We start from the raw sequence: 20,444 nt of genomic DNA, 5'->3' as shown, positions 1-20,444 counted from the left end.
GTTGGCGAGGAGGGCATCGCGCCTCGGCAACACCCGCCTTTCGCCTTCAGCCCTTACCCTCCCCGCCCGACAACCGCAACCAGAGCGGCAGGATGGACGGCGCCGCCAGGACGACGATGACCACGCGGCAGAGGTGATGCAGGCTCACGAAGGCCGGATCGGCATTGAGCGAGATGGCGATCAGGCTCATCTCCGGCAGCCCGCCCGGCACCAGCGCGAGCAGGCCGAGCGCGAAGGGGATGTCGAGATAGCGGTCGAAGGCGATGGCGAAGAGCGCGGCCATGGTGAGGCTGAAACAGGTGAGCACCAGCCCGAGCACCACGCCGGTCAGCATGGTGCGCCGCGCGACGCCGGCAAAGTGCTGGCCGATCGTCGCGCCGATCACCACCTGTGCGACGGCGATGACGAGGTCGGGCACCGCCGCGTCCGTGAGGCCCGTGATGTGGGCGGCGGCGCTCAGCACCAGCGGGCCGGTAAGGTTCGCCGCCGGCAGGCGGAGGCGGCGGCCAAGGAAGATGCCGAGCATGGCACAGCCGGCGAGCACGATGGCGTCGAGGGCCGAGAGCGTCAGCGCCCAGTGCATCGTCCGGTCGACCGTGCGTCCGGTGAGCGCGGCAAGCGCGCCCGAAAGGGTGAGCGACAGCGGCACGATGGTGATCAGGAGAACGAGGCGCGTCGCATGCACCATGCTCACGCTGCGCACATCCGCCTTGAAGGAGGGCGCCATGGAGATCAGCTCGCTGAGGCCGCCGGGCATGCCGCTCAGGGCCGCCGTTGCCGGGTCGAGCCGGCCGAGGCGGCGGCACACGACGATGCCGAACGCCGCGACGATGACCGTATAGACGGCGACCGCGGCAAGGCTCACCGGCCATTCGGCCGCCTGGCGCAGCACCTCCGGCTTGAAGGCGCTGCCGACCATCAGCCCCACCACCGCGATCATTGCCGCGCGCGGCTTCGGCGAGGCGCTCACGCGCACGCCGGCAACCGCCAGCGCCATGGTCAGCGCCATTGCGCCGAGCAGCCAGCCGAGCGGCAGGCCGAGCATATAGCCGCACCAGCCGCCGACCGTGCCGATGGCGAGCGTGCGCAGGGTATGAAGCAGCGGGACGGTCTTGCCGTGCCCGGCCGTCTTCAGGGGTGGGATTTCATGCTTCGACACAGGTCGTACCATTTCGCTTTTGCTTTGCATCCAATGGCATGCAATTAAACAACCCCGTGGACAACGCCTTTTTCCTTCTGTAGCCGGAAAGTCCACACGGACGGGAGAGCCAGTCATGACCGCATCCAAGGACCTGCTTTCCAAGACGCGCGGCCAGAGCACCTACCAGGCCATTCTGACGGCCATTCGCGACGGTATCTACCGGCCGGGCGATCCGCTGCGCGAGGAGGAGGTGGCGACCCGCCTCGGCGTCAGCCGCACGCCGGTGCGCGAGGCGCTTGGCCGCCTGCAGGAAAAGGGCCTTCTGGAGGCGGCGCCCGGCCGGGGTGTCGCCGTCTCGATCCTTTCCATGCAGCAGATCTTCGAGCTCTATGCGATGCGCGAGGAGTTGGAGGGTATCGTCGCCCGCTTTGCCGCGCGCCATGCGACAGAGGCCGAGATCGCCAATCTGGAACGGCTCAATACCCGATTCGCCGCCTCGGAGGACCCCAAGGTCGCCGCCCAGTGGAACCGGCAGTTCCATGCGCGCCTCTACGACGCCGCCCGCAACCGCTACCTCCGCCAGGCGGTGGAAGACCTGCAGGAGACGATCGCGCTGCTGCCGGACACGACCTTCATCCAGCCGGGCCGCACGACGACGGCGACCGACGAACATGTCGCGATCATAGACGCGATCCGCCGGCACGATGCGGACGGGGCGGAAAAGGCGGCCGCCGCGCACATCAAGGCCGCGCTGGAAGCCCGCCTCATCATCACGAAAAGCGAGACCTGAAGCGCTTCGGTGCGCCGCCGCCCGCGCCGCCGTCATGATTGCGGCCAGTGGGCGGGATCGCTGCCGAGCGGCACGGGCATGCGGCTCCAGGCGGTGCGCATGCCGTCGAAACGAAGCGCCGGCCGCAGGGCGGTGACGCGGCCGAAGGCGGTGTCGTGCGTGTCGAGCAGATCGGCCACGGCGGCGACGTCCGGGTTGGCGGACGGGTACGCGGCGTCGTCACCCAGGGCATCGCGCATGCGCCACATCCAGTGCGCGGTCGCGGCAAGCGAAAGCGTCGCCTGCCACCGCCCGCCCTGCTCTTGGCGCCGGATGAGGGCGAGCATGCCGGCGAAGGCGGCAAGGTAGCCCGTAAGGTAGTCGAGCGGCTGGCATGGCAACAGCGCCGGTCCCCTGCCCTCGCGTCCCTCCGCCGCCATGCCCGTCGTCGCCTGTACCAGGCTGTCATAGCCCCGGCGCCCCTGCCAGGGGCCTTGCAGCGAGAAAGCGGACAGCGAGAGGTGGATGAGATGCGGATTGAGACGGCCGAGATCATCGGGGCCGAAGCCGCGACTGCGGAGCGATGCCGGCCGGTAGGCATCGAGGACGATATCGGCATCGGCGGCAAGCGCCAGCAAGGACGCCTGCCCTTCCGCGGTGTCCAGCTCGGCGAAGGCCGCGTGTTTGCCGAAGCCGGTGTCGATCACGAGAGAGGGGATCGAGGGAAGACGGGGGCTGGCGATGCGCATGACCGTCGCGCCGTGCTCGGCCATCGTTCGGCCCGCCATGGGGCCGGCGATGACGCGGGAGAGGTCCAGCATGCGCAGGCCGGAAAGCGGCCGTTCGCCGCCTTGCGGTAGCGGCATGACCGCTGCCCCGTTTCGTTCGAGATGCACGAGAGGCTGTGCGGCGATGGCCGCGGCCTGCGGTTCGCGCAGCCACGCCGAGCGTTCCCGCACCCGGGCGGCGCACAGGCCGCGCCGGATCGCTTCGGCCTCGATATGGTCCGCCCGGCGTTCGGCCACCGCCGCCTTCACCGCATCGGTATCGTTGGCAACGCCGAGGAGGGCGAGCAGCCCGTCCCGCAGATGGGGGAAGTTGCCGTGCAGATAGACCCATTCCCCTCCCGCCGCCTCATAGAAGCCGGTGAAGGGATCGCGGAATTTGGCCGGCTTTCCGTCCACCAGCAGGTAGCTGGAACTCGCCATGGCAAGCTCCGCCTCCCGCATGTCCAGCGAAATGCGCGGGCGCTCGCCGGTCCTCAGCTCGCGGATGCGCGAGGCGGCCAGCCCCACGGCCCCGAGCACCGCCGCGGCGAGCGGCGCGACCGGCCAGGGTGTTGCGAGCACCTTGGGCCGCTCCTCGATGGTGAGGCGTTCGACCGGCGCATCGTCCCAGCCGATGGCATTGAGGAGGTCACGCAGCGGCCTTTCCGCCGCGCCGAGGCTCATGGCTTCCCCTCCCCGTCGAACGGGGCCACGGCCACCTCGCCCTGCATCAGGCGCCGCGCGGTGCGGTAGACCCGGCCGCTCTCGACATGCCAGCCTCCGCCGCGCGGGAAAACGGTTGCGCCGGCCGCGACGATGCCGGAGGGGTGCCCGATCCGGATGGCTTGCGTGCCGGCGTCCCTGGAGCAGAGCCGATGCGGCAGGGAGCCTTCGATCCGGCAGGCGACGGCAAGGCACATGGCGCCGGTCAGGGTCACCGCCCGGTGCGCGCGTTCCATGGAGAGCATGCGGATGGCGATGTCCTGCGCCTCGCCGCCGACGGTCCGGCCGTCGAGCGTCACGAAGGGGGCAGGCGCCGAGACGACGGCGATCTTGGGATTGGCAAGGCCGACGCCGTCCGGCGTCGAGCCAAGTCCCATCCGCACGCCGGCGGCGCGGCGCAGCCGGTCGAGCAGCGTCATGGCCTCGCGATTGCCCTCGATGGCGTCGGGATGTTCCGATCCGGTGAGGCCTGCGTCTTCCGCCGCCACGAAGGCGACGGGATTGCTGGCATCGACCAGCGACATTTCGAAGATGCGGCCGTCGACCTCGACCCTCTCGATGACCTGCCCTGCCGGCAGAAGGCCGGATGTCACCGTGCCGCCGGGATCGAGGAAGTCGAGCGCGATGGGCGCCCCCGCTCCCGCGACGCCATCCACGGTGGCATCGCCCGCCGTCACGGCCTTGCCATTGCGCACGGGAAAGCGGGCATGGATGATCTTCTTCGTGTTGACCTGGTGGATGCGCACCAGCGCTTCGCCGTCCGCTGCGCGCACCAGCCCTTCATCGACCGCGAAGGGGCCGACGGCCGAGGAGAGGTTGCCGCAATTGGCGCCCCAGTCGACGACCGGACGGTCGACCGCGACCTGTGCGAACGTATAGTCGACATCGGCGTCCGGGTGCGTCGGCGGGCCGATGATGACGGCCTTCGATAGCGACGAGGTGCCGCCGCCCATGCCGTCGAGCTGGCGGCCGTAGGGGTCGGGGCTGCCGAGCGCCGAGAGCAGCATCCGGTCGAGCGCGGCCGGGTCCCGCGGACAATGCCGGGCATGGAAGAAGAGGCCCTTGCTGCTGCCGCCGCGATAGAAGACGGCCGGTATGAAAATCTGTGTCATCTTCCCTCCTCCCCGCCCGGGCTCTTCCCTCAGGCGAGCTGCATGATCCCCGAAACGAAATAGACGGCGCCGATCCCCGTCACGATCCAGCGCGTCCAGGCGCGGAAATTGGCATCCGTCATGCGGTGCAGGATGATGTTGCCGGAGCGCGTTCCCAATACGGCGATGGGCACGGCCGCGGCGATCGCCAGCCAGCCCTCCGACGAGAGCGTCATCGCCGCATCCCAGTAGAAGGCCACCTTGGTCGCATGGGTGAGGAACTGGATGGCGGATTTGGTGGCGATGACCGTGCGCCGGTCCATGTTGGTGCGGATGAAGAAGACGTCGATGCTCGGCCCGGAAACGCCAACGCCGATCGCCAGCCCGCCGGACAGGAAGCCGCAGGTAAAGGCGTGCAGCGGTTTCGAGGCGTCGAGCTCCAGCTTGCCGAGCGGCAGCCAGACGAGGATCGGCAGGAGGCCGACGACGATCGAGACGACGATGAGGCTCGGGCGATAGGCGACGAGGATGAGCAGGATCGCGGCGCTGAAGAGGCCGGCCGTGAGGGTCGCGAGGATGCGGGAGTCCAGATAGTCGCGCGAGAACCAGGCCCGCGATCCGTTCGACACCATCTGAACCAGGCCATGCACGGCGATCGCGGTCGCGACGGGCACGAGGAACAGGAGGACCCAGAGCAGGATCATCCCGCCAGCCATGCCGAAAATGCCTGAGAGCAGCGATGTCAGGAAAACCGTGACGGTCATGCCGGCGAAGAGAACAACGGTCATGGAGAACTCGGGATTGTCCGGGCGAAAGACCCGGCGCGGCATCGTTCGGCGGCAGCGCCGCCGCCTTGCATGGATGGGCACCGGATCGGCCGCGACCCGGTGCCCTTCGTTCGTCAGGCAGCGAGGTCTCTGAGGACGGTTTGTAGGATGCCACCGTTGTTCATGTATGTGACCTCGTCGAGGGTGTCGATGCGGCAGAGGAGTGGGACGTCCCTGACGGTTCCGTCGGCATAGGTGATCCTGGCGATCTTCTTCTCGCGCGGCTTGATGTCGCCTTCCAGGCCCTCGATGGTGACGGTCTCGTCGCCCTTGAGGTCGAGGGACGCCCAGGTCGTGCCGTCCTCGAAGACGAAGGGCACGACGCCCATGCCAACGAGGTTGGAGCGGTGGATGCGCTCGAAGGACTGGGCGATCACGGCCTTGACGCCGAGAAGGTTGGTGCCCTTGGCCGCCCAGTCGCGCGAGGAGCCGTTGCCGTATTCGACGCCCGCGAAGATGACGAGCGGAACGCCCTCCTCCTTGTACTTCATCGCCGCGTCGTAGATCGACATCTCCTCCTTGGAGGGATAGTGGATCGTGTAGCCGCCCTCCTTGCCGTTCGGCCCGAGCATGTGGTTGCGGATGCGGATATTGGCGAAGGTGCCGCGCATCATCACCTCATGGTTGCCGCGCCGCGTGCCGTACTGGTTGAAGTCGGCGACGCCGACGCCATGGCCGATCAGGTAGGCACCGGCCGGCGAGGCCGCCTTGATCGAGCCGGCCGGCGAGATGTGGTCGGTGGTGATCTTGTCGCCGAACAGGCCCAGCACCCGCGCGCCCTTGATGTCGGAAAGGCCCGAGCCGGTCCTGCCCATGCCGACGAAGTAGGGCGGGTTCTGCACATAGGTCGACTGGTCGTCCCAGGCATAGGTCTGGCCCGCCGGCACCTGCACGTCCTGCCAGTTGGCGTCGCCCTTGAACACGTCGGCATATTTCGTGGCGTAGAGCTCGCGCGTGACATACTTCATGATGAAGGCCTGGATCTCCTTGGAGGAGGGCCAGATGTCCTTGAGGTAGACCGGCTTGCCGTCCTTGTCCTCGCCGAGCGGCTCGCTCGTCAGGTCCTTCTGCACGGAGCCGGCCAGCGCGTAAGCCACGACGAGCGGCGGGGAGGCGAGGTAGTTCGCCTGCACGTCCGGCGAGATGCGGCCCTCGAAGTTGCGGTTGCCCGACAGGACGCCCGCGGCGATCAGCCCCTTGTCGTTGATCGTCCTGGAGATCGGCGCCGGCAGCGGGCCGGAATTGCCGATGCAGGTCGTGCAGCCGAAGCCGACGAGGTTGAAGCCGAGCGCGTCGAGATCGGCCTGCAGGCCGGACTTGGCAAGGTATTCGCCGACCACCTGCGATCCCGGCGCAAGCGACGTCTTCACCCACGGCTTGGTCTTCAGGCCCCTGGCGACCGCGTTGCGGGCGAGAAGCCCGGCGGCGATCAGCACCGACGGGTTCGACGTGTTGGTGCAGGACGTGATGGCGGCGATCGCCACGTCGCCATGGCCGAGATCGTAGTCCGTGCCCTCGACCGGATAGCGGTTCTCAAGCTGGCCCGGCTTCTTGTAGTCGGCCTCCATCGCGCTCGCAAAGCCCGAGGCGATGTTCTCCAGCGGGATGCGGCCCTCGGGGCGCTTCGGGCCGGCCATGGCCGGAACCACGTCGCCTAGGTCCAGCTCCAGCGTGTCGGTGAAGACGAGGTCGGAGCCGTCGCCGTCACGCCACATCCCTTGAGCCTTCGAATAGGCCTCGACCAGCGCGATGCGCTGTTCTTCGCGACCCGACATGGTGAGGTAGTTGACCGTCTCGGCATCGACCGGGAAGAAGCCGCAGGTCGCGCCGTATTCCGGGCCCATATTGCCGATCGTCGCGCGGTCGGCCAGCGTCATGTTGTCAAGGCCGGGGCCGAAGAACTCGACGAACTTCGACACCACGCCCTTCTTGCGCAGCATCTGCACGACCATCAGCACCAGGTCGGTCGCCGTCACGCCTTCCTTCAATTTGCCCGTCAGCTTGAAGCCGATCACCTCGGGCAGCAGCATGGAGACCGGCTGGCCGAGCATGGCCGCCTCCGCCTCGATGCCGCCGACGCCCCAGCCGAGCACGCCGAGGCCGTTGATCATCGTCGTGTGGCTGTCCGTGCCCACGCACGTATCCGGGTAGGCGATGATCTCGCCGTCTTCGTCCTTGGTCCAAACCGTCTGGCCCAGATATTCCAGATTGACCTGATGACAGATGCCCGTGCCGGGCGGAACGACGCGGAAGTTCTTGAACGCCTGCTGGCCCCATTTGAGGAAGCGGTAGCGCTCGCCGTTGCGCTCGTATTCCAGCTCCACGTTGCGGGCAAAGGCGGTCGGCGTGCCGAACTCGTCGACGATGACCGAATGGTCGATGACGAGGTCGACCGGCACCAGCGGGTTGATCTTCTCCGGATCGCCGCCGAGCGAGACCATCGCATCGCGCATCGCCGCAAGGTCCACCACCGCCGGAACGCCGGTAAAATCCTGCATCAGGACGCGCGCCGGGCGGTAGGCGATCTCGTTCTCGACCGTGCCCTTGTTGGAAAGCCATTCGGCGACCGACAGGATGTGCTCCTTCGTCACCGAGCGGCCGTCCTCGAAGCGCAACAGGTTCTCCAGCAGCACCTTCATCGAATAGGGCAGCTTCGAGACCCCGGCAAGCCCGTTCGCCTCGGCCTTCGGCAGGCTGTAATACACATAGTCGGTGCCGTTCACCGTCAAGGTCGAACGACAATGGAAACTGTCTAGGGATCTGGACACGTTATACCCCGTTCCGTCTGGTCGCCAGAAACTGACGTACGAACGCCCTCGCGCCAAAGCGCCTGTGGGATGCGGGTGCGGCCATTTCCGCTGTCCGTACCCGGAAATCACTCCCCGTGTTCGGCGCTGAACATCAAATTCACGCCGACCGCTGGCGTGGCGACCGCGTTATAGATAATTTCCGGGCGCCCCGCTACAGCAATGTATCCATTTGCATACTGCCGTTCGGCGAATGGGGGCTTCTCCAATTGCGAGGCCCTGTTTTCATTTGCGATTTACCGATCGATGCCGCGCGGAAGCAAGCGTCTTTTCGACCCGTGCTTGACTGTATACAAATGTGTGCAGTATGAACGGCGCAGTGCAGCAAAGGCGGAACGGCTCCAGCATGCTTGACGGTTCGACAGACTACGACGTGCTCATCGCGGGCGGCGGCAACGCCGCGCTCTGCGCGGCGATCAGCGCCCGGCGGGCCGGCGCGCGGGTGCTCATTGCCGAGGGTGCGCCGCGTTTCTATCGGGGTGGCAACACGCGCCACACCCGCAACATGCGCTGCGCGCACGATGCGGCGACCGAAACGCTTTCCGGCCCCTATAGCGAGGAGGAGTTCTTCGACGACCTGCTGCGCGTGACCGGCGGCCGGACGGACGAGGCCCTGGCGCGCATGATGATCGCCGAATCCAAGGAGATGCTGACCTGGATCGTCGAGCAGGGCGTGCGCTTCCAGCCCTCTCTCGGCGGCACGCTCAGCCTCGGGCGCACCAATTCCTTCTTCCTCGGCGGCGGGCGGGCGATGCTCAACGCCCTCTACCGGACGGCCGAAAGCCTCGGCGTCGAGATCGTCTATGACGCCGAAGTCGTGGACCTTGCGATCGAGGGCGCACGGTTCCGCTCCGCCACCGTGCGGCATGCCGGCAGGGACGTCTCCATCCGCGCAAAGACCTTCATCGCGGCCAGCGGCGGCTTCGAGGCGAATATCGACTGGCTGAAGGAAGGCTGGGGCGAGATCGCCGAAAACTTCCTGATCCGCGGCACGCCCTACAATCGCGGCACGGTGCTGCGGATGCTGATCGACAGGGGCGTGATGCAGATCGGCGATCCCACCCAGTGCCATGCCGTCGCGATCGACGCGCGTGCGCCGAAATTCGACGGCGGCATCATCACGCGCCTCGACTGCGTCGTCTTCGGCATCGTCGTCAACAGGCATGCCGAGCGTTTCTATGACGAGGGCGAGGATGTCTGGCCGAAGCGCTATGCCATCTGGGGGCGGCTCGTCGCCGCCCAGCCGGACCAGATCGCCTATATCGTCTTCGATGCGCCCTCGCTCGAACTCTTCATGCCGTCTCTCTTCCCGCCGGTAGAAGCCGATACGATCGGTGGGCTTGCCGAGAAGCTGGGCCTTGCGCCCGCGGCGCTGAAGCGCACGGTCGCCGGTTTCAACGCCGCGGTCCGGCCCGGCACCTTCGACCATACGGCCCTCGACGACTGTCGCACCGAGGGCCTCGAGCCGGCCAAGACCCACTGGGCGCGGCGCATCGAGACGGCGCCGTTCTATGCCTATCCGGTCCGGCCGGGCATCACCTTCACCTATCTCGGCGTCAAGGTGGACCGGGCGGCGCGCATGGTGATGGCGGATGGACGCCCGGCGGCCAACATGTTCGCCGCCGGCGAGATCATGGCCGGCAACGTGCTCGGCCAGGGTTATGCCGCCGGCATCGGCATGACGATCGGCAGCGTCTTCGGCCGCATTGCCGGGCGGGAGGCCGCCCGTCTCGTTTCGTCCGCAAGCCAGTCCCCGGAGGCCGCATGAACATCCATACTCCGCTCCAGCCGGTCCATGCGACGGCAAGCCTTGCCGAGGCGGACCGCCTGATGACGGTCTGCAATTCCTGTCGCTATTGCGAGGGGCTCTGTGCCGTCTTTCCGGCCATGGAAATGCGGCGGGCCTTCTCGGATGGCGATCTCAACTATCTTGCCAACCTCTGTCACAGCTGCGGCGCCTGCTTCCACGATTGCCAGTTCTCGCCGCCGCACGAGTTCGACGTGAACGTGCCGAAGACGCTGGCGATCGTGCGCAACGATTCCTACCGGGCCTATGCCTGGCCGCGTGCCTTTTCCGGCCTTTTCCATCGCAACGGGCTGGCGATCAGCCTGATCGCGGCGCTGAGCGTCGCGCTCTTCATTGCCGGCTTTGCCGCCTGGCACGATCCTGCTGTGCTCTTCGGTGTGCATACCGGGCCCGGCGCCTTCTACAAGCTGATGCCGCACAATGCGATGGCGCTGCTCTTCGGCGCGGCCTTCGCCTATGCCGTGGTGGCGATGGCGATGGGCATCCGCAATTTCTGGAAGGATATCGGCGAGCCCGCAGGCACGCTCGGGGAACCCGCCTCGATCTGGCAGGCAGTCCGCGATGCGGGAAGCCTGCGTTATCTCGATGGCGGCGGGGTCGGCTGCATGAACGAGGACGACCGGCCGACCGACCGGCGGCGCCTCTACCATCACATGACGTTCTACGGCTTCCTCCTGTGTTTTGCCGCGACCTCGACGGCGACGCTCTACCACTACCTTCTCGGCCTCGAAGCCCCCTACCCCGTCTATGATCTGCCGGTCGTGCTCGGCACGCTCGGCGGCATCGGCCTCCTCGTCGGGCCGGCGGGCCTGCTCCACGCGAAATGGCGGCGCGATCCCGTTCTCAAGGACGGTTCGCGCACCGGCATGGACGTCGCCTTCCTCGTGATGCTGTTCCTGACGAGCCTGACCGGCCTCCTGCTGCTCGTCCTGCGCGCCACGCCGGCCATGGGCCTGCTGCTCGCCCTGCATCTCGGCGTCGTCTTCAGCCTGTTCGTCACCATGCCCTATGGCAAGTTCGTGCACGGCATCTACCGCTTCCTCGCGCTGGTGCGCTATGCGAAGGAGAAGCGGCAGATCGACGGAGCCTGAAGCCGTCGGGACCCATGACGCCGTTGCCGTCGCGGGCTCGCGACGGCGGACCCTGGCTTTGTTCGTGGTACCTGCGCTTCATCGCGCTTGAACAGGCGCTGCCGGTGACTTATTGCCTTTCCGGCAGCGACGGAATGTGCTGCGAGGGGCCGCCGCCTTCGTCCTTCAGCGCATCGGCGGCGTGATCGATCTTGCCTTGAGGGTGCCGGCATCATGAACATCAGGCAGCTCGACGTGTTGCGCACGCTTCTTTCCACCGGCTCGACCATCGCGACCGCCAAGGCCATGGGGCTCAGCCAGTCGGGTGTCAGCCGCTTGCTGGCGCAGCTCGAGGCGGATCTGGCGCTAACCCTGTTCGCCCGCGACAAGGGGCGGCTCATCCCGACGCCGGAGGCCGTTATCCTTGCGCGGGACGCGGAAAACGTGCTGCTCGCCGTCGATCGCATGGCGGGGCATGCGGAGGACCTGCGCAACGGCGCCTCGGGGCCGGAGATCGTCCGCATCGGCCTGCCGAGCAGCATGTGGGAGAATTTCGCGCCGGCCATGCTGCTCGACTATGTGCGGGACTTTCCGGGCGTGCGCATCGAGACGTTCTTCGAATCGACGACGGCGATCAACAAGCTCGTCGGGGAACGGGTGATCGACCTCGGCTTCCTGCGCATGGAGGGCGAGGTGGGGCCGGGCATCGCCGTCGAGAAGGTCGCCAGCGGCGAAAGCGTCTGCGTCATCCCGAAGGACCATCCGCTGGCCGGACTGGAGGAGGTCACCGTCCGCGATCTGCGGAACGTGCCCCTCGTCCTCATCGGCCGGCAGCGCCCGAACCGCATGGCGCTCGACCAGGTCTTCAAACGGGCCGGCGTGAAGCAGATGGTCAAGATCGAGACGCACACCAACAGCTCCGCCTGCTCCTATGTGGCGCACGGGCTGGGGATCACGATCATCAGCAGCTTCTATGCGAATCTCTATCGTCATCTTCCGGTAGTCCACCGCCCGTTCGTGCCGCAGACCACGCAGGAATTCGGATTGGCGCGCGCCGCCGGGATGCCGCTCTCGATTGCGGCCCAGGCCTTGAGCGATGCGCTCAAGCGGCAGATTCTGCTTTCGCAGGAACGCCATTGAAATCAAATTGATAGCTTTTGGCTTCCGTCGATGGCGGCGATGGGCAGTGCTCGCAAGTCTGCATAACAGTATGACAAAATCGCATAATATTGCGTAGTTTTATTCATTCCGTCATAGTCAATCCAACGAAACCGATGGCGGCCGAGAGGAAAGTCGGCCCCCAATCGTGGGGAAACAATGCTGAGATTCATCCTGAGCCGTCTCGTGATGGCCCTGCCGACGATCGCGCTCGTGTCGGTGACGGTTTTCGCGCTCATCCGCTTCATTCCCGGAGACCCTGCCGCCCTCATGCTGGGCGACATGGCCCAGCCCGAGCAGATCGCCGAGATGCGCACCGAGCTCGGCCTCGACAAGTCCATGCCGCAGCAGTTCCTGATCTGGGCCGGCAATGTGCTGCAGGGTGATTTCGGCCGGTCGATCGTCAACGACGAGGCGGTGCTGCCGCTGGTGGTGTCGCGCTTCCTCGTCAGCGCCGAGATCGTCGTCGTCGCCGTTCTTCTCGCCAGCCTGGTCGCCGTGCCGGCCGGCGTCATCGCCGCCTGGCGCCAGAACAGCCTGACCGACCTTGCCTTGGTCGGCACCGCCACGGTGCTGCTGTCGATCCCCACCTTCTGGCTCGGCCTGCTGCTTCTCCTGTTCTTCGGCCTCAAGCTCGGCTGGCTGCCGGTGCTCGGCTACGTGTCGATCCGCGACGATCTTGCCGGCGGCATGCTTTATCTCGTGTTGCCGATCATGACGCTGGTGATCCACGAGGCGGGCGTGCTGATCCGCATGGCGCGCGCCTCGACGCTGGAAGTGCTGCGCCTCGACTATATCACCCATGCCCGTGCCAAGGGGCTTTCCGAGGGAGCCGTGCTCTGGCGCCATGCCTTCAAGAACGCCTTCGGCCCGACCTGGACGATGATCGGCCTGATCCTCGGCAACCTGCTCGGCGGCATCGCCGTCATCGAGACGGTCTTCACCATTCCCGGCCTCGGCCGGCTGATGGTCGACAGCATCTTCGCCCGCGATTACCCGGTCATCCAGGGGTGCCTTCTATTCGTCTCGCTGTCCTATGTGCTGGTCAACCTCGTCGTCGACCTGCTCTATCCCCTCTTCGATCCGCGTGTTGTCGCCGAATGAAAAAGTTCACCTTCAACGGGCTCATCGGCGGCATCCTGATCGCCATCCTGCTCCTCTCCGCCGCCCTCGGCCTCGTCTGGACGCCTTTCGATCCGATGAAGCTGTCCTTCACCGCCCGCCTCGCCGCGCCGGGAGCCGACCATCTGCTCGGCACCGATGAATTCGGCCGCGACGTCCTGAGCCGCCTGATGGTCGGTGCCCGCGCCAGCGTCTGGATCGGCGCGCTGACCGTCGGCTTCGCCACGATCTGCGGCACGCTGATCGGCCTTGTCAGCGGTTATGCGCGGGGCTGGGTCGACGGCGTCATCATGGCCGTCAACAATGCGCTGCTCGCCTTTCCCGGCATCCTGCTGGCGCTCGGCCTGCTCGCCGTCTTCGGCGCCAACCAGTACGGCATCATCTTCGCGCTCGGCATCGCCTATACGCCTTCCATGGCCCGCGTGGTGCGCGGCGCGGTGCTGTCGCTGCGCGAACGGGAGTTCATCGAGGCCTCGCGGGTGATGGGCAATGGCGAACTCTACACGATGGTCCGCCACATCCTGCCGAACTGCCTGGCGCCGATCACGGTTCTCGCAACCTCCATGTTCGGCTGGGCGATCCTGTCGGAAAGCGCGCTCTCCTTCCTCGGCCTCGGCGTGCCGCCGCCGGCCCCGACCTGGGGCAACATGCTGGCGGCCGGCCGTCCCTTCGTCGAGCAGGCCGTCTGGCTCGGCCTGTTTCCCGGCCTTTGCATCGCGCTGACGCTGCTCGGCATCAATCTCCTGGGCGACGCCCTTCGCGACAAGCTAGACCCGCGCATGAGGGGCCTGAAATGACGACGGATACGCTTCTGACCGTTCGCGACCTCTCGCTTCAGGTCGCCGGGACCGGCCGCGAGGTCGTCCAGTCCATCGCCTTCGATATCGCTCCGGGCGAGATCTTCGGCATCGTCGGCGAGAGCGGCTCCGGCAAGACGCTGGCAACCCGTGCGCTGATCGCGCTCCTGCCGCCGGCCATCCGGGTGAAGGGCGGATCGATGCGCTACAAGGGGCGCGATGTCCTCGCCATGAAGGACCGGGAACTCCGGGACCTGCGCGGCGCCGAGATCGGCGTCGTCTTCCAGGAGCCGATGACCTCGCTCAACCCGTCGATGACCATCGGCCGGCAGCTGGAAGAGGGCCTGATCCTTCATACCAAGGCTTCGCCCGAGGAGCGTCGGGCGCGCATCCTCGACATGCTGAAGCGGGTCGGTATCCGCGATCCGGAAGGGGCGCTTACCGCTTATCCGCACGAATTCTCCGGCGGCATGCGCCAGCGCATCATGCTCGCCTCCGTCATGCTGCTGAAGCCGGCGCTCCTGATCGCCGACGAGCCGACCACCGCGCTCGACGCCGTCATCCAGCGCGACGTGATGGAGCTGATGGTGGAGCTGACGCGGGCCGAGGGCACCGCCGTGCTGCTGATCAGCCATGACCTTCCCATGGTGGCGCGTTACACGAACCGCATCGTCGTCATGGAAAAGGGCGCCATCGTCGAAGCGGGCCGGACGGAGGACCTGCTGGAGGCTCCGCAGCATCCCTATACGAAGAAGCTGCTTTCCTCCTTGCCTTTTCGCGGCGAGGCCCGCGCCATCGACATGAGCAAGGCGCCGATGGTCTCGGCCCGCAATGTCGTGGTCGACTATGCCGGTCGCAGGTCGCTGTTCCGCCGGGGCAAGGCGAAGCGGGCACTGCAGGGCGTCAGCGTCGATATCCACGAGGGCGAGGTCGTGGCGCTGGTCGGCGGCTCCGGCTCGGGCAAGACGACGCTCGGCCGCACCATTGCCGGCCTCGTCAAGCAAAGCGGCGGCAAGATCCGGTTCCAGGGCCGCTCGCGCGAAGCGGACTGGACCGACTATCGCCTGAATTGCCAGATGGTGTTCCAGGATCCCTATTCCTCGCTCGATCCGCGCATGACCATCCTGGGGCTGGTCGAGGAAGCGCTGCGGCTGGTGCCGGGCCTCGATGCGGGTGCCAAGCGCAAACGCGCGCTCGAAACGCTGGAGGAGGTCGGCCTCGGCGCGGACTATGCCGAGCGTTACCCGCACGAGCTTTCCGGCGGCCAGCGCCAACGCGTGGCGATCGCCCGGGCCATCGCCCGCCGCCCGCGCTTCCTCATCGCCGACGAACCGGTCTCCGCCCTCGACGTGACGGTGAGGGCACAGGTGCTCGACCTCTTCTCCGACCTGCAGAAGCGCTACGGCTTCTCCTGCCTGTTCATCAGCCACGATCTCGGCGTCGTCGAGCAGGTCGCCGACCGCGTCGTCGTCATGCAGGACGGCCGGATCATCGAGGAAGGCGACCGCGACACGATCTTCGACAGCCCGAAGGAGGCCTATACGCGCCGGCTCCTCTCGGCCATCCCCGCCCTCGACCAGAACGAGAAGGGCGGCGTGACACTCAAGTGGCGCCTGGAGAATTGACGTGGACACCTCTTCCCATCACGGCCCGGTCGCCGCGCGGCTGGCGGACATCTGCAATGCGCAGCCTTTCGTCACGCGTTTTTTCGTCCGCAACCTGAAGACCGGCGAGACGATCGAGCATCGCGCGGATGAAGAGACCCCTTCGGCCAGCACCCGCAAGACCTCGATCATGATGGCCGCGCTGAAGGCGGTGCACGAGGGCCGGCTCGATCTCGACGAACAGATCACCTACGAGGCGCGCTTTGCCGAGGAAGTGGCGAGCGGCATGCTGCGCTACATGACGCCCGGCCTCGTCATCTCGCTGCGCGATGCCATCACCGGCATGATGGTGCTGAGCGACAATGTCTGCACCAAGATGGTGTTCGAGCGGCTGACCCTCGAAGAGGTGGATGCCTATTGCAAGTCCATCGGCCTGACGGGCACGCATCACCGCTTCCTCATTCCCCCGCTGGCGCTGGCCCCGGACCACGCGCTGACCTCGGTGACCACGACGACGGCGCGCGACCAGGCGTTCCTCCTGCAGACGATCCTCGACGCGCAGACCTCGGCCGAGGCCGCCGCGCGGCTCGGCACCTCGCCGGCACTCTGCGCCTATGCGCTGCAGACGCTGAAGAACCAGATCCTGCGTTACGCCATCCCCTCGCGCCTGCCCTTTGCCACCGTCGTGGCGCACAAGGGCGGCACGGGCAAGCGCGGCCGCATGAATGCCGGCATCGTCTACCGTGACGGCGCCCCCTTCTACATCATCGCCGCCTTCACCGACGAGGTGCCGCAGGTCGTGCCCGACGGCACGCCGGGATACACGATGGCGCTCGAGACCATCGGCAGGCTCTCGCGCGCCTGCTGGGACGGCTTCCAGGCTTGAAAATCAACGACAGCAAAGAGGGTAGAACAATGAAGAAACTTCTCCTTTCGGGCACGGCGCTGCTTGCCATGGTCCATATCGCCGCCGCGCGCGACATCACCGTCGCGCAGAGCTCGGACCTGCGCAGCAACAATCCCGGCGTCAACCGCGACGGCAATACGGACGGCGTGATCCTGCACATCGTCGAAGGCCTCGTCGGCTACAACAACAGCGGCGAGGTGAAGCCGCTTCTCGCCAGGAGCTTCGAGACCTCGGCCGACGGGCTCACCTATACGTTCACGCTGCGCACGGACGTGACGTTCCACAACGGCAAGCCGCTGACGGCGGACGACGTGGTGTGGAACTGGACGCGTTACCTGAACCCCGAAACGAAATGGACCTGCGTGAAGGATTTCACGGAGGGCGGCGCGGCGCCGGTGGCCGGCGTCAAAGCGCTCGATGCAGAGACGGTCGAGATCACGCTCGAAAACCCGTCCGCCGTCTTCCTCGGCCTGATGTCCCGTCCGGAATGCGGCTATACCGGCATGATCTCGCCGGAGAGCGTTTCTGCGGACGGTGCCTTCGACAAGCCGATCGGCACCGGCCCCTTCCAGTGGGACGCGTGGAAGAAGGGCGAATACATCCATCTCACCCGCTTTGCGGACTATGTCTCCCCGGCAAACGACGGCAAGCCGGACGGCATGGTCGGCTCCAAGCGGCCGCTTGCCGACGGCGTCAAGTTCATGGTCATTCCCGATGCCTCGACCGTGAAGGCGGGCCTGGAATCCGGCGTGCTCGACACGGCGGAAATCTCGCCCGACCTGATCCCCGAATTCAAGGAGAGCGACAAGACGCAGCTCATCGTCTCGCGCAACAACGGCAAGAACCTCTTCTACATCCAGACGCGCGATCCGGTCCTCAGCAAGCCCGGCGTGCGCCGCGCCATGGCGATGGCGCTCGATCTCGACGAGCTTGCCGCGGCCGCCTCCAACGGCACGGGCGAGGCGAACGGCTCGATGGTCTCGCAGGATTCGGTCTATTTCAGCGAAACGCAGAAGAAGCGCCTGCCCTATGATCTGGAAGCCGCCAGGAAGGAACTGGCGGAAGCCGGCTACAATGGCGAGCCGATCACCATCATCGCCAACAAGCGCGGCAATGTGCCGAGCTTCCCGGCGGCCGTGATGGCGCAGGCCATGATGCAGCAGGTCGGCCTCAACATCCAGATCGAGGTGCTGGACTATGCGACCCAGGTCGATCGCCGCCGCTCCGGCAATTACCAGGTGATCTCGCAGTCCGTCGCCCCGCGTCTCGATCCGGCGCTGATGTACGCCTTCTATGTCGGCGACAAGGACAAGAACGCCTCGCTGATGTGGGACGATCCGAAGGCGATCGAGCTGATGAAGGCGGCCCATGTCGAGGCGGATCCGGCCAAGCGCCAGGCGATCTTCGACGAGTTCCACGAACTGATGCTGAAGGAAATGCCCGGCATCTTCCTTTACGACATGGTCGACGTCTGGGGCGCCACCAGGAAGCTGAAGGGACAGCCGGTCTGGCAGTCGAACGCCCGGCTCTGGGAAGTCTCGGTCGACGATTGAGCCCTGCCGTCCCGCGCCGGAGGCGGCCCCCGGCGCGGGACTTCCATTCCATCGAAACCGGATCCGGCGGCTCGCCCGCCGGACACTTTTCTGCGCCCGAAACGGGCGGATACACTGCGAGGACAGGCCATGAACCATGAAGAGGTACAATCGATCGCCGCGGCGATCGAGGCGATGGCGCCGGATTTCACCACGCTCAGCGACGCCATCTGGGGTTTCGCCGAGCTGAAGTTCGAGGAGCGGCGATCGTCGGAGGTCCTGGCGAAGGCGCTGGAGGAGAACGGCTTTGCGGTGCGGCGCGGCGTGGCGGAGATGGACACGGCCTTCATCGGCGAATGCGGCAGCGGCGGCCCGGTCATCGCCTTCCTCGGGGAGTTCGATGCGCTGGCAGGAATGAGCCAGGTTTCGGGCATTGCCGAAGCCGCTCCGATGGCCGCCGGTGAAAGCGGGCATGGCTGCGGCCACAACCTGCTCGGCGTCGGTTCGCTGCTTGCGGCGGTCGCGCTCGCCCGTCACCTGAAGGCAGAGGGCCTGCCGGGCACCGTCCGCTATTATGGCTGCCCTGGCGAAGAGGGCGGCTCCGGAAAGACCTTCATGGTGCGGGCCGGCCTGTTCGACGATGTCGACACGGCGCTGACTTGGCATCCGGCCCCCTTCAACGGCGTGCGCTCGACCAACAATCTTGCCGTGCTCGAATATTTCTACCGATTCAAGGGCCTTGCCGCCCATGCCTCCAACGCCGCCCATCTCGGCCGCTCGGCGCTCGATGCGGTGGAACTGATGAATGTCGGCGTCAACTTCCTGCGCGAGCACATGCCGCAGGATTGCCGGGTGCATTATGCGATCACCGATACCGGCGGGAAGGCCGCGAATGTCGTGCAGGCGCGGGCGGAGGTGCTCTATCTCATCCGTGCCCCGGAAATGTCGCAGGCGCTGGCGCTCGCCGCGCGCGTGGAGAAGGTGGCACGCGGCGCGGCGATGATGACGGAGACGGAGGTGGAGATCGTCTTCGACACGGCCTCGACCAACCTCCTGCCCAATATCGCGCTCGAGACGGCGATGCACGAGACCATGGTGGCGCTTGGCCCGGTCGCCTTCGACGAGGGGGATATCGCCTTCGCCAAGGCCATCCAGGACACCTTCACGCAGGAGGCGGTCGACAGCAGCCTGCGGCTCTACCGGATCAGGGACGATGTCTTTTCCAATGCGAAGGTCGATGGAACCACCCCGCTGCATCTCGGCCTGCGCGCCTTCGAAGGGGAGTCGCATTTCCGCGCCGGCTCGACCGATGTCGGCGATGTCAGCTGGGTGACGCCGACCGCGCAGTGCTGGACGCCCGCCTGGGCGATCGGCACCAACCCGCACACCTGGCAGGTGGTGGCGCAGGGCAAGAGCCCGGCCGCGCACAAGGCGATGGCGCATGCCGCAAAGACGCTGGCCGCCACCGGTCTGTCGTTGATGACCAACCCGGCCCTGCTTGCCGAAGCGAAGCGGGAATGGCTGGAGAAGAAGGACGGCAAACCCTATGTCTGCCCCATTCCGGCCGGGATAAAGCCGACCGAAAAGCGATCGTGAGGACGCCCTCAGGGATGGGCGGTGATGTCCGGCCCGGTCATCCTTCCCCGTCATCCGCCGGGGCCGGAAGGGTTTCATCGACCATTTCCTTGCGGCTCAGCAGTCCGGCATCTTCCAGCGCCTCGATATCCGGCAGGTCGCGCAGCGTCTCCATGCCGAAGGCGGAGAGGAACTGTTTGGTCGTCACATAGGTATAGGGCGCGCCCGGCGTCGGGCTGCGCGGCCCTGAACCGATGAAGCCGATATTGCGCAGGGCGCCGATCGTGTCGCGGCTGACCTCCTTGCCGAAGATCTTCGACAGTTCGCCCCGCGTGACCGGCTGGAAATAGCCCACCGCCATCAGCACCATCGCCTCGAATTCCGAAAGCAGCGCCCCGCCCCCGCGCGTGGGCGTGGAGGACGCGCGGATCGCATCGGTGTAGCGTGGGCGCGTTCGGTGCTGCCAGCCGCCGGCGACGGCGACGATCTCGTAGGGGCGCCCGTGCAGGTCTTCCTTGAGATCGTCGATGAGGAGGTCGATGCTGCAATCCTTGCCGACGATGCGGGACAGCGTCTCGCGTGTGACCGGTTCGGCGGAAGCGAAGATGACGGCCTCGACGCGCAGCATCCATTCCCGCCAGCGCAGGTCCGGCGGCAAATCCTCCAGCTCGCGATCGAAGAGGATTTCCTTCTCCGTCTTCGCCTTGCCGGCGCGCGGTGTCCTGGGAGCGGTCGATCCGGTCATCG

16 protein-coding genes are annotated in these 20,444 nt (G+C 66.5%); 10 read left to right on the top strand and 6 right to left on the bottom strand.

Going from position 1 to position 20,444, the window contains the following annotated elements:
* Positions 1-46: 46 nt before the first annotated feature.
* Positions 47-1,171, bottom strand: coding sequence for an AbrB family transcriptional regulator (locus tag AABF56_RS27715; RefSeq protein ID WP_272808293.1), 1,125 nt, complete (start codon positions 1,169-1,171; stop codon positions 47-49).
* Between the two features lie 103 nt (positions 1,172-1,274).
* On the opposite strand from AABF56_RS27715, the gene AABF56_RS27710 reads away from it, so the two are divergent.
* Positions 1,275-1,931, top strand: a complete 657-nt coding sequence (locus tag AABF56_RS27710) for a GntR family transcriptional regulator (RefSeq protein ID WP_244770276.1) — start codon at positions 1,275-1,277, stop codon at positions 1,929-1,931.
* A gap of 32 nt (positions 1,932-1,963) precedes the next feature.
* Here the strand turns inward: AABF56_RS27710 and AABF56_RS27705 are convergent, their stop codons facing one another.
* The 4 genes from AABF56_RS27705 to acnA all read right to left on the bottom strand — a co-directional run bounded on the left by AABF56_RS27705 (position 1,964) and on the right by acnA (position 8,086).
* Complete coding sequence (locus AABF56_RS27705; protein ID WP_272808292.1) at positions 1,964-3,361, bottom strand: CoA transferase; 1,398 nt, start codon at positions 3,359-3,361, stop codon at positions 1,964-1,966.
* Positions 3,358-4,512, bottom strand: a complete 1,155-nt coding sequence (locus tag AABF56_RS27700; protein WP_272808291.1) for a 2-methylaconitate cis-trans isomerase PrpF family protein — start codon at positions 4,510-4,512, stop codon at positions 3,358-3,360. The genes AABF56_RS27705 and AABF56_RS27700 overlap by 4 nt, the downstream gene beginning before the upstream one ends.
* Positions 4,513-4,541: 29 nt before the next feature.
* On the bottom strand, positions 4,542-5,279 hold the full coding sequence (locus AABF56_RS27695; RefSeq protein ID WP_272808290.1) for a sulfite exporter TauE/SafE family protein: 738 nt from the start codon (positions 5,277-5,279) through the stop codon (positions 4,542-4,544).
* 113 nt (positions 5,280-5,392) lie between these two features.
* Positions 5,393-8,086, bottom strand: coding sequence for an aconitate hydratase AcnA (gene acnA / locus AABF56_RS27690; RefSeq protein ID WP_272807076.1), 2,694 nt, complete (start codon positions 8,084-8,086; stop codon positions 5,393-5,395).
* 385 nt (positions 8,087-8,471) lie between these two features.
* Here acnA and tcuA point away from each other — a divergent pair, with 385 nt between their 5' ends.
* From tcuA to AABF56_RS27645, 9 genes are all read left to right on the top strand, one after another.
* The gene (gene tcuA, locus AABF56_RS27685) at positions 8,472-9,893 is read left to right on the top strand and encodes an FAD-dependent tricarballylate dehydrogenase TcuA (protein ID WP_272808289.1); all 1,422 of its coding nucleotides are present in this window, start codon (positions 8,472-8,474) and stop codon (positions 9,891-9,893) included.
* On the top strand, positions 9,890-11,023 hold the full coding sequence (gene tcuB, locus AABF56_RS27680) for a tricarballylate utilization 4Fe-4S protein TcuB (RefSeq protein ID WP_272808288.1): 1,134 nt from the start codon (positions 9,890-9,892) through the stop codon (positions 11,021-11,023). Before tcuA ends, tcuB begins: the two co-directional genes overlap by 4 nt.
* Before the next feature lie 213 nt (positions 11,024-11,236).
* Positions 11,237-12,142 (top strand): LysR family transcriptional regulator, encoded by a 906-nt coding sequence (locus AABF56_RS27675; protein WP_244770704.1) that lies wholly within the window; start codon positions 11,237-11,239, stop codon positions 12,140-12,142.
* A gap of 177 nt (positions 12,143-12,319) precedes the next feature.
* On the top strand, positions 12,320-13,264 hold the full coding sequence (locus AABF56_RS27670; protein ID WP_244770703.1) for an ABC transporter permease: 945 nt from the start codon (positions 12,320-12,322) through the stop codon (positions 13,262-13,264).
* Entirely contained in the window at positions 13,261-14,079 is an 819-nt protein-coding gene (locus AABF56_RS27665) for an ABC transporter permease (protein WP_244770702.1), read from the top strand. Before AABF56_RS27670 ends, AABF56_RS27665 begins: the two co-directional genes overlap by 4 nt.
* Positions 14,076-15,704 (top strand): ABC transporter ATP-binding protein, encoded by a 1,629-nt coding sequence (locus AABF56_RS27660; protein WP_272808287.1) that lies wholly within the window; start codon positions 14,076-14,078, stop codon positions 15,702-15,704. Before AABF56_RS27665 ends, AABF56_RS27660 begins: the two co-directional genes overlap by 4 nt.
* A gap of 1 nt (position 15,705) precedes the next feature.
* The gene (locus AABF56_RS27655; protein WP_272808286.1) at positions 15,706-16,569 is read left to right on the top strand and encodes a serine hydrolase; all 864 of its coding nucleotides are present in this window, start codon (positions 15,706-15,708) and stop codon (positions 16,567-16,569) included.
* Positions 16,570-16,598: 29 nt separating this feature from the next.
* Positions 16,599-18,143: an ABC transporter substrate-binding protein gene (locus tag AABF56_RS27650; RefSeq protein ID WP_272808285.1), complete on the top strand. Its 1,545-nt coding sequence runs from the start codon at positions 16,599-16,601 to the stop codon at positions 18,141-18,143.
* 129 nt (positions 18,144-18,272) lie between these two features.
* Complete coding sequence (locus AABF56_RS27645) at positions 18,273-19,718, top strand: M20 family metallopeptidase (protein WP_272808284.1); 1,446 nt, start codon at positions 18,273-18,275, stop codon at positions 19,716-19,718.
* A gap of 37 nt (positions 19,719-19,755) precedes the next feature.
* Here the strand turns inward: AABF56_RS27645 and scpB are convergent, their stop codons facing one another.
* Entirely contained in the window at positions 19,756-20,442 is a 687-nt protein-coding gene (gene scpB, locus AABF56_RS27640; protein WP_244770697.1) for an SMC-Scp complex subunit ScpB, read from the bottom strand.
* Positions 20,443-20,444 lie beyond the last annotated feature (2 nt).

The sequence above is a fragment of the Shinella sp. WSC3-e genome, assembly GCF_945994535.1.
Classification (GTDB): domain Bacteria; phylum Pseudomonadota; class Alphaproteobacteria; order Rhizobiales; family Rhizobiaceae; genus Shinella; species Shinella yambaruensis.
Note: the sequence above shows the minus strand (reverse complement) of the source record. Positions and strands in the feature narration are given on the sequence as shown.

Coding starts and splice junctions, on each gene's coding strand:
- AABF56_RS27715 (WP_272808293.1), bottom strand. CDS start 1,171: ATGGTACGACCTGTGTCGAAGCATGAAATCCCACCCCTGAAGACGGCC.
- AABF56_RS27710 (WP_244770276.1), top strand. CDS start 1,275: ATGACCGCATCCAAGGACCTGCTTTCCAAGACGCGCGGCCAGAGCACC.
- AABF56_RS27705 (WP_272808292.1), bottom strand. CDS start 3,361: ATGAGCCTCGGCGCGGCGGAAAGGCCGCTGCGTGACCTCCTCAATGCC.
- AABF56_RS27700 (WP_272808291.1), bottom strand. CDS start 4,512: ATGACACAGATTTTCATACCGGCCGTCTTCTATCGCGGCGGCAGCAGC.
- AABF56_RS27695 (WP_272808290.1), bottom strand. CDS start 5,279: ATGACCGTTGTTCTCTTCGCCGGCATGACCGTCACGGTTTTCCTGACA.
- tcuA (WP_272808289.1), top strand. CDS start 8,472: ATGCTTGACGGTTCGACAGACTACGACGTGCTCATCGCGGGCGGCGGC.
- tcuB (WP_272808288.1), top strand. CDS start 9,890: ATGAACATCCATACTCCGCTCCAGCCGGTCCATGCGACGGCAAGCCTT.
- AABF56_RS27675 (WP_244770704.1), top strand. CDS start 11,237: ATGAACATCAGGCAGCTCGACGTGTTGCGCACGCTTCTTTCCACCGGC.
- AABF56_RS27670 (WP_244770703.1), top strand. CDS start 12,320: ATGCTGAGATTCATCCTGAGCCGTCTCGTGATGGCCCTGCCGACGATC.
- AABF56_RS27665 (WP_244770702.1), top strand. CDS start 13,261: ATGAAAAAGTTCACCTTCAACGGGCTCATCGGCGGCATCCTGATCGCC.
- AABF56_RS27660 (WP_272808287.1), top strand. CDS start 14,076: ATGACGACGGATACGCTTCTGACCGTTCGCGACCTCTCGCTTCAGGTC.
- AABF56_RS27650 (WP_272808285.1), top strand. CDS start 16,599: ATGAAGAAACTTCTCCTTTCGGGCACGGCGCTGCTTGCCATGGTCCAT.
- AABF56_RS27645 (WP_272808284.1), top strand. CDS start 18,273: ATGAACCATGAAGAGGTACAATCGATCGCCGCGGCGATCGAGGCGATG.
- scpB (WP_244770697.1), bottom strand. CDS start 20,442: ATGACCGGATCGACCGCTCCCAGGACACCGCGCGCCGGCAAGGCGAAG.